General features: G+C 24.5%; 8 protein-coding genes and 1 tRNA gene. 6 read left to right on the plus strand and 3 right to left on the minus strand.

The window, feature by feature from the left end; genetic code table 11:
- Positions 1-134 precede the first annotated feature (134 nt).
- The 3 genes from ACERKK_RS08460 to ACERKK_RS08470 are packed head-to-tail and all read left to right on the plus strand — an operon-like array spanning position 135 to position 2,185.
- Positions 135-1,400, plus strand: coding sequence for a DNA polymerase IV (locus ACERKK_RS08460; protein WP_373772647.1), 1,266 nt, complete (start codon positions 135-137; stop codon positions 1,398-1,400).
- Positions 1,401-1,459: 59 nt separating this feature from the next.
- Entirely contained in the window at positions 1,460-1,741 is a 282-nt protein-coding gene (locus ACERKK_RS08465) for a hypothetical protein (protein WP_373772648.1), read from the plus strand.
- Positions 1,742-1,753: 12 nt separating this feature from the next.
- Positions 1,754-2,185 carry a hypothetical protein gene (locus ACERKK_RS08470; RefSeq protein WP_373772649.1) on the plus strand — a complete coding sequence of 144 codons (432 nt, stop codon included), beginning with the start codon at positions 1,754-1,756 and terminating at the stop codon, positions 2,183-2,185.
- 59 nt (positions 2,186-2,244) lie between these two features.
- Here the strand turns inward: ACERKK_RS08470 and ACERKK_RS08475 are convergent, their stop codons facing one another.
- Positions 2,245-2,949 (minus strand): SDR family NAD(P)-dependent oxidoreductase, encoded by a 705-nt coding sequence (locus ACERKK_RS08475; RefSeq protein ID WP_373772650.1) that lies wholly within the window; start codon positions 2,947-2,949, stop codon positions 2,245-2,247.
- Positions 2,950-3,104: 155 nt separating this feature from the next.
- On the opposite strand from ACERKK_RS08475, the gene ACERKK_RS08480 reads away from it, so the two are divergent.
- The gene (locus ACERKK_RS08480; protein WP_373772651.1) at positions 3,105-5,024 is read left to right on the plus strand and encodes a cache domain-containing protein; all 1,920 of its coding nucleotides are present in this window, start codon (positions 3,105-3,107) and stop codon (positions 5,022-5,024) included.
- 25 nt (positions 5,025-5,049) lie between these two features.
- On the opposite strand, the gene ACERKK_RS08485 is transcribed toward ACERKK_RS08480, so the two are convergent.
- The gene (locus tag ACERKK_RS08485) at positions 5,050-7,113 is read right to left on the minus strand and encodes a hypothetical protein (protein WP_373772652.1); all 2,064 of its coding nucleotides are present in this window, start codon (positions 7,111-7,113) and stop codon (positions 5,050-5,052) included.
- Positions 7,114-7,336: 223 nt separating this feature from the next.
- Here ACERKK_RS08485 and ACERKK_RS08490 point away from each other — a divergent pair, with 223 nt between their 5' ends.
- Both ACERKK_RS08490 and ACERKK_RS08495 read left to right on the plus strand, forming a co-directional pair.
- Complete coding sequence (locus ACERKK_RS08490) at positions 7,337-7,651, plus strand: F0F1 ATP synthase subunit C (protein WP_079579822.1); 315 nt, start codon at positions 7,337-7,339, stop codon at positions 7,649-7,651.
- A gap of 159 nt (positions 7,652-7,810) precedes the next feature.
- Positions 7,811-7,894 (plus strand) — tRNA-Leu (locus tag ACERKK_RS08495).
- A 100-nt stretch (positions 7,895-7,994) separates the two neighbouring features.
- Here ACERKK_RS08495 and ACERKK_RS08500 read toward each other — a convergent pair.
- Positions 7,995-8,525, minus strand: coding sequence for a lipocalin family protein (locus tag ACERKK_RS08500; RefSeq protein ID WP_373772653.1), 531 nt, complete (start codon positions 8,523-8,525; stop codon positions 7,995-7,997).
- Positions 8,526-8,550: the final 25 nt, after the last annotated feature.

Raw genomic sequence — 8,550 nt, forward strand, 5'->3', positions numbered from 1 at the left:
CTAAGCTTTTTTTTTAGGTTGTTTTTCGATTCTTTTCTTTTTATATTTTTACTTTATTTCTTTTATCAACTTTTATTTACCTTTCATTTTGCAATATATTCAATTTTACTAAATATTATCTGTTATAATTTCGTATGTTTATACACTTAGATTTAGATTGTTTTTTTGTTTCTGCTCATAGAACTATTGACAGTTCTTTAATTAATATTCCAGTTGCGGTTGGAGGACGAAGTAATCTTAATATCTTTTCTACAGAAAAAGAGATAAGAAAAATTTCATCTAATAGTGGAGCTTTTGTATCATCTATTTTAACAAATGAAGGTCAAAAGAGTTTTAAAGAGTACTTTGTAGATGAAAATAAAAGAATTAGAGGAATAATAACGACTTGTTCTTATGAAGCACGTTCTTTTGGTGTTAAAACTGCAATGAGTGTAAATGAAGCTTTAGTACTATGTCCTAACTTAAAAATGCTTCCTCCTAACTATCCTTTGTATCATGAGTTATCTGAAAAATTAAAAAAATTACTGATTAATGAAATACCATTAGTTGAACAATATTCAATTGATGAATTTTTTGGTGATATTACTGGATATATAAATGAAGATGAAGTTCTTGAATTTGCTAAATATTTAAAAGATAAGATTTATGAAGAGTTAAAACTTCCTATATCTATTGGTATTGCAAAAACAAAATTTTTATCTAAACTTATTACAGAATATGCAAAACCTGATGGAATAAAATATATAAGTGAAAAAGACATACCAAATTTTATAGCAGATATTCCAATATCAAAATTTCCCGGAATTGGTAAAAGTTTTCAAGAAAGATTAAAAGGTTATGGAATAAAAACTTTAGGTGATATAAAAAATAAAAGAGAACTATTTTACTCATGGAAGAAACCTGGAATTGAATTATATAATAGAGTTTGTGGAATTAGAGATAATAAATTAATTATTGATAGAGAAAAAAAATCTATTGGAATAGGTCGTACTTTTGATTGTATTTTTGAAAGAAAAGAGTTAATAAGAAGAGTTATAATCCTAAGTAGATATTTGTGTTTTTTAGTTAAAAAGGAATCTGTTAACCCATTAACATACTCAATTAAGATTAAGTATGAATACTCTTTAAAATCAAAAAATTATATAAATGTTAATAGAGTATTTAATGAGAGTGATTTTAAAGAGTCTATGAAGAATTTATTTATTAGTAATGACACTCATCCTACTCATGGTGTTATTCAATTAAATATCACTGTTTCAAATTTTGCTAAAGTTAATGAGTATACTTATAATCTTTTTGAATATGAAAATGATTTAAAAAAGAAAGAATTAACTAATCAAATGCAAAAATTAAGAACAAAATATGGAATTGATATTATTAAAAATGCTTCTGAATTATGATTTAGTTATCTATTTATTAATACATAAATGATACAATCAATAAAAAACAAGTGAATATTATGAATATAAAAGAAATGATAAAAGCTAATGCTAACAAAGTATTTGATTATCCAAAAATTAAAAGTCAAAAATTAAAAGATGCTATTTCTGCTAAAATAAGAGAAAAAGCTGTACTTTCAACAAAAGCTAGATTAATGGAAAATCATAAGACATTTGATGATTATACTGATGAACAACTTGAAGTAATTATTGAAGATGAAGAAAGAAAAATTGTTGATGATTTAAAAACAAAATCTTTAGTTGTAGCACTTGCAGCTTTAGGTTTAAATATATTTGTATAAAAAGATTGATAAATGTTTAAACAAGTAAAATCTGCATTTTTTTGGTATTATTTATATAAATTTAGAAGACGTGTAATTATTATAGTATTGCTATTAATCGTAGCTTTATTTGCAAATGCAATTTATTCTGATGTTATTGAATACTTAAAAATAAAAAATAAACTAGAGTTCTTAGAAATTGTACTTATTAGTAAATGGTCTTTGATTATATTTAATATTGTTTTTTCTGTATATTTGATTTTAACAATGTTTAAAAAAAATGATGAAGTAAAAAATAAAGAGAATATAAATAAGAAAAAAGAACAAAAAAGAAATATTTTCAAAAAAGAAATAAAAGAAGATATACAAGAAGAACTTAAACCTGAAAAATTTACTCAAAGAGAAAAACAGTTTTTACATAAAAAAAAGTTAAAAAGTAGGGCTGATATTTTATTAGAAAAGTAGCTATTATAAAATTCACTAGATATTTAAACAATCTTATTTCTAGTGAATTTTACAAACTATTATCTTGGGTAAGAACAGTTATTTATATCTAAACAAATTCCATTAATATATTCTGGACATTCAGTTGCTAACCAAACCATTGCTTTTGCAACTTCTTCTGCTTCTGCAAATCTTCCTGTTGCTACTGTTTTTTTAAATTCTGCTTTTCTTTCTTCTGAATTATCTTTTTGCATATCTGTTTCTGTTGGACTTGGTGCTACACAATTTACTGTAATTCCATGTGCTCCTAAAATTTTACCAAATATTTTAGTTGCATTGATAAGTCCTGCTTTTGCGATACCATACCAAATATCAGGGTGACCGATTTGTCCTGCAATTGAAGCTGTATTTACAATTCGTCCATAACCTCTTTTTTTCATATCTTCTGAAAATATAGTCATTAACTCAATTGGTGTATATAAATCTACATTCATTATATGTTCTTTTGCATCTTTTGGATAATTGTCATATGTATATTTTGGTTGCATATATCCTGCATTATTGATTAAAATATCAATTTCACCCACTTCTTTTGCAAGTTCTTTTAAACCTTCGATATTTGATAAATCATATTCAATTTCTTTAATATTTGGTAAACCGCCAAGTGGAAAATCTGAAAAATCTCTAGCTACTACAATTACTTCATAACCTAATTCAAGCATTGCTCTTGAAACTGCTAAACCAATTCCTTTATTTCCTCCTGTTACTAAAACTCTTTTTAACATTTTTCTCTCCATTGTTAATTTATAGCATTATATATTTCTTAATATTGTATTTTTATTAATTATGACAAAACATTAATATTATTTATTTTAAATATTCTGATAAAATATAAGTCTTTTATCGATAGAATGTAACAGAGTATTAAAAGGAATCTTTTATGATTTATAAAAATGAAAAACATATTATCAATATTATTAAGTATAGTCCACCTATTTTTATAATATCAATTGCTATTATATTTATACTTTTTTTATATATTGAAAAACAAAGTACTTTTATTGATGAGAAAAAAAATATTAAAAATGAATATTTATCTCAGCATAAAGAAATTATAAAAACTCAAGTTAATGAACTATATGACTTTATAATTAAAACTCAAAAAGATACAGAAATAAAACTAAAAGAAAATATTAAAAATAGAGTTTATGAAGCATATGCAATTGTAAGTAAAATTTATAATGAAAATAAAGATACAAAAACAAAAGAAGAAATAAAAAAACTAATAAAAAATGCATTAGTAAATATACGGTTTAATGAAGGAAGAGGTTACTATTTTATTTATACTATGAATCATGAAGCAGTTTTAATTCCCATTGCTAGACATCTTGAAGGTAAGAACTTTTATGATTATACAGATAGTAAGGGAAATTATCTGATAAGAAATTTAGTAAATTTAGCAAAAGATAAAAATGAAGGTTTTCATACTTGGTGGTATATCAAACCTGATGATTTAAATAAAGAGTATAAAAAAATAGGTTTTAATAAATACTTTGAACCACTTGATTGGTTTATTGGAACTGGTGAGTATTTTGTTGATTTTGAACGAATGGTTAAAAGTGATATTTTAGATTATATTTCAAAATTATCAAGAAGTTCAGATAACTATTTTTTTGTTATTGATTATGATAAATATTTTTTATCACATGTAAAAGATGAATATGTTAATAAACAATCATCCTCAACAAACGATTTTACAGAACTAGATAAATCTATTACTAAAATGGTGAAAATTGCTAAAAATGGCGAAGGATATCTTCAATATTCACAAAATATAAAAGAAAATAAAAATGAATATTCTGAAAAAACAAGTTTTGTAAAAGGCTTACAAAATTGGCAATGGATAATAGGAAAAGGTTTTTATGAAGATGAATTAAATTCTATTATTGAAAAAAAAGAGAAATATCTTAATAATAAATTTAATAGATATTTAGTTAATGTTTTTAGTATAACAGCTATATTAACAATTATTTTACTTATAGTTTCTTTTTATATTTCAAAAGTATTAGAAGAGAAATTTACAAAATATAAAGAAGAAATACAAAATCATTTAGATGAAAATACAAGACAAAATCATATTGTATCTCAACAATCAAAAATGGCTGCAATGGGTGAAATGCTCACAAATATTGCACACCAATGGAGACAACCTCTATCTGTAATTACAACTTTAGCAAGTGGTACAAAGATTCAAAAAGAGCTTAATACTTTAGATGATGAATCATTAGTTAAGTCTTTAGATACTATCTCTGATACTGCTCAATATTTATCTAAAACTATTGATGATTTTAGAAACTTTTTTAAATCAGATAAAGAAGAAATTTCATTTAGTATTCAAGAAGTTTTAGAACAAGCCTTAAAATTAACAGGTGATGAGTTTAAAAATAAAAGCATAGATATTATAGAAGAAATAAATGAATTTCAAATTTTTGGTTTGAAAAATGAATTTATACAAGCTTTAATAAATATCTTAAATAATGCAAAAGATGAACTTGAAAAACACCCAGAACCAAGATTGATTTATATAAAAGCTGAACAAATTGAAAATTATGGTGTTATAACTATAAAAGACAATGCAGGTGGAATAAAGGAAGATATTATTGATAAGGTGATTGAACCTTACTTTACAACTAAACATCAGTCTAAGGGTACTGGAATTGGTTTATATATGACAGAAGAGATTATAACTAAACATATGCATGGCGAACTTATAATTGAAAATGTAAAAACTACTTATGAAGATAAAGAGTATTTAGGAGCACAATTCACTATTAAATTTAAGTTGAGTTCTCAAATTTAATAGTTTTATTGTTGTTTGTAAGTTTCTAAAAAAGAGATTTAAAGTTATTTATTAAATCTTTTGCCTTTTCTTCACCTAACTTATTTGTAATTGCTTTATTTAGTTTTTCTTTTATCTTATCTTTATTAATTTGATCTTTTAATAAATCTTTACTATCAAATGAAATCTTAGGACTAGAAGTATTTCCTTTTACATTAAATGAAAAGTTTGTATTTCTTATTTTTGCATTTATATCTGCATCTACTTTACTTTTTTCTAAGTCTAAAATTGATTTAACTACATCAATTTGTGTGTTTTTACTTTTCATTGAAATTACAGAATCTAATACTAGATTGTTAATATTTGAATCAATATCAACCGTTTTATAAACTTCTCTTGTAATATCAAACTTTGCAAATTGATTTAATAGACCTGAAAAGTTATTAGGTAAAAAATGTCCATCTAATAAATTTCCTGTTAATTTACCTTTTTTAGATAATAAATTATAGTTTAAATTTAAAGCAGAAGTAGAATCAAAAACTTCTGGATAATATAACATATGTGTTACTTGTTTTATTTGTAAATCTTTGATTTTTGATGTAAAGTTATCATTGTTTAATGTGAAGTCTAAAACACCACCTAAAAGTTTTGAATTACCATTTACTAAAAGTAGTTTTTCTTCTTTTTTAATATCACCTATAATTGAAAGTTTTCCTCTCATTTTTGTTGCTGTAATATCGTATAATTTACTTAAATCTGCAATATTCACAAGATAATCACTATTTAAAGATAAATCACTTACATTAAATACAGCTTTTGAAATATCAACATTTGCTAAACTTGAAGTTAATGTAGATTTTGTGATTACTTTATCTAATTGTAATTTTGATTGTGCATTTAAATCAAAAGTTACTGTATCTTTTAGTTTTTGATTAAAAACAGTATTTATTACTGGGTTTATTAGTTTAGCATTTGCAACTCTTGTATTTATTGTACCATCTAATTTTTTTACATCAGTATTTAAAATATTTGCATCAATACTTAAATCACCATGTGCATAAACTGGCTCATCAATAAATGAAAGTAATTTTTCTATTTTTGCATTTGTAATATGAAATTTCACATATTCAGGTTTTGAATTATTCATTTTTATATCATACGTTGTAAGACTTTGAAATACATCTGATTTTCCATCGATTTTAATAATTCCATTATTTGTAACAATATCCCCACTTGTAGAAAAGCTACCATTTAGTTTTTTGTTGATTATTGTTTTTAATTTACTTAAATCATCAATATCTAAGTTATAGTCACTTATTACTTTCATTGAAACTAAATCTACGATTGTTTTAGTTGTTTTTAGTTTTAGAAGTGAAGAATCAATATTTGTATCTATTAAAGCTTTATTTGCTTGTAATTGTGCATTTATAGTAGTTTTAAAGTCAATATTTGATTTTATATTTTGATTAAATTCTTTATTTATTGTCTTGTTTAATATTTTTGCATTTGTAATATTTAAAGCAATATTTCCATCTAAATTAGGAATATTTGTATTTTTAATATCTCCTTTGATATTTAAATCACCTTCTGCAAACTCAGGTTGATTTCCAAGATAAAGAAGTTTAGAAATTTTTGCATTTTTAATGTCAAAATTAATATTTGTAGGATTAAAATCTTTTAATTGAACATCATAATTTGTCTTACTTTGTGCAATATCTGAGATACCCTTGATTTGTGATAATACTGTATCTCCTACAAATGTTCCAGAAGTAGAAAATGGTCCATTTAATTTCTGTTTTGTGATATTTTGAAGTGCTGATAAATCTTTTATATTTATATCATACTTTAAATCAACTCTTTTTTTAAATAATTCTAAATCACCTGAAATACTTATTTTTGAGTCATTTTTTATTGTTGCATAAAAATTGATTGAATTCATAGTTAATGTAAAATCATTAATCTTAAATCCTACGTCTTTTTGGTCTTTATTGATTGTTTTTTCTATATATGAAGCTACAAAATCATTTCCTGATTGTGTAAATAAAACTATATAAATTGCTAGAATTGTTGTAATAATTAATGCGCTAAGGCCTAAAAATAACTTTTTCATGGTAAATCCTTTAATAATAACTAATATCATTATAACATAAAAAGCTATAAAAAAATAAATAACTTGAATAATTTATCTTTTTATAATAAAACTTTTATTATAATCACGCCTACAAAGTATTTAGTAGGGAAATAATTGCATTTATGTAGTTATTGCTAGTTTTTATAAACTGGTTACGCTATCCGAACAGACTTTGAAAACAATATTTTTTTAAGGAAATAAAATGAAAAAAATCGTTCTATTAATGCTAGCTATCGCTGGTGCTGCTTTCGCTGCTGATGGTGCAGTTGCAAACGAAACTTTAAAAGCTTACTCAGTAGTTGCTGCTGGTATTGGTCTTGGTCTTGCTGCACTTGGTGGTGCTATCGGTATGGGTAACACTGCTGCTGCAACTATTGCTGGTACTGCTAGAAACCCAGGTTTAGGTGGAAAATTAATGACTACTATGTTCATTGCTTTAGCGATGATCGAAGCACAAGTTATTTACGCACTTGTAATTGCTATGATTGCTTTATATGCAAACCCATTTTTAGGGTAATTTATAGAACTTTAGTTTTTATAAAATATTTAAAGGTCAAGAGTTTTACTCTTGGCCTTTTTTTATTTCTACTTAATTATTTTTAGGATATTATTCGAATCTTTTTATAAATATACTACTAGATTAAATGCGACTATTAAGTCCTTTTAACAAATACATGCAGATGTGGTGGAATGGTAGACACGCGGGCTTGAGGGGCTCGTGGCGAAAGTCGTGTGAGTTCAAATCTCATCATCTGCACCAAAATAAACCCCTTTTATTTAACTAACTTATTGTTGTATTTTTCTAAACTATATTTGATTCATTTAAATATACAAATTTACAAACAAAAAAACAAGCAAAATCAATCCTGAATAGTCCATAAAAGTTTATTACTATCAAAACCTAGCAATTCTATATTTTCTTTGATTTGATTTTTTACATTGTCATTCAATATTTTGCTTCTACTTAAAATCCATAGATATTCTCTTGATGGGCTTCCTACTACTGCGTATTCATAATCTTTTTGTAAATCTAGAATCCAATAATCACCATAAAAAGGTCTAAAGAAACTCACTTTTAGTTTTGAGTTTGTTTCATCAACTGCGTAGGCTGTACCTATTGCTTCTTTTTTATTATTGTTTTCTATTAGGGTGCATCGATTGATTACTTTTATATCGCCATCACTTTTAAGACTATATGAGGCAGTTACATTTTTACAGCCTTTTTCAAAGAAATGCTCAAATCTTGCTATTTCATACCAAGTACCTGAATACTTTTTTATATCAACACTTTTTACAGTTTCTAAGGGTTCATATTTATTAGCACAAGCTGTGAATAAAACTGAAAACAAAACTAATAAAACTGTGTTTCTTACTAAGCCTAAATTTTTCATAATTAAATCTCTCTTTCTTAAATAT

The organism is Poseidonibacter sp. (genome assembly GCF_041821165.1).
Classification (GTDB): domain Bacteria; phylum Campylobacterota; class Campylobacteria; order Campylobacterales; family Arcobacteraceae; genus Poseidonibacter.

What these genes read in the sequence shown, in the direction of transcription:
- ACERKK_RS08480 (WP_373772651.1), top strand. Translation starts at nt 3,105, where the DNA reads ATGATTTATAAAAATGAAAAACATATTATCAATATTATTAAGTATAGT.
- ACERKK_RS08485 (WP_373772652.1), bottom strand. Translation starts at nt 7,113, where the DNA reads ATGAAAAAGTTATTTTTAGGCCTTAGCGCATTAATTATTACAACAATT.
- ACERKK_RS08475 (WP_373772650.1), bottom strand. Translation starts at nt 2,949, where the DNA reads ATGTTAAAAAGAGTTTTAGTAACAGGAGGAAATAAAGGAATTGGTTTA.
- ACERKK_RS08500 (WP_373772653.1), bottom strand. Translation starts at nt 8,525, where the DNA reads ATGAAAAATTTAGGCTTAGTAAGAAACACAGTTTTATTAGTTTTGTTT.
- ACERKK_RS08460 (WP_373772647.1), top strand. Translation starts at nt 135, where the DNA reads ATGTTTATACACTTAGATTTAGATTGTTTTTTTGTTTCTGCTCATAGA.
- ACERKK_RS08470 (WP_373772649.1), top strand. Translation starts at nt 1,754, where the DNA reads ATGTTTAAACAAGTAAAATCTGCATTTTTTTGGTATTATTTATATAAA.
- ACERKK_RS08490 (WP_079579822.1), top strand. Translation starts at nt 7,337, where the DNA reads ATGAAAAAAATCGTTCTATTAATGCTAGCTATCGCTGGTGCTGCTTTC.
- ACERKK_RS08465 (WP_373772648.1), top strand. Translation starts at nt 1,460, where the DNA reads ATGAATATAAAAGAAATGATAAAAGCTAATGCTAACAAAGTATTTGAT.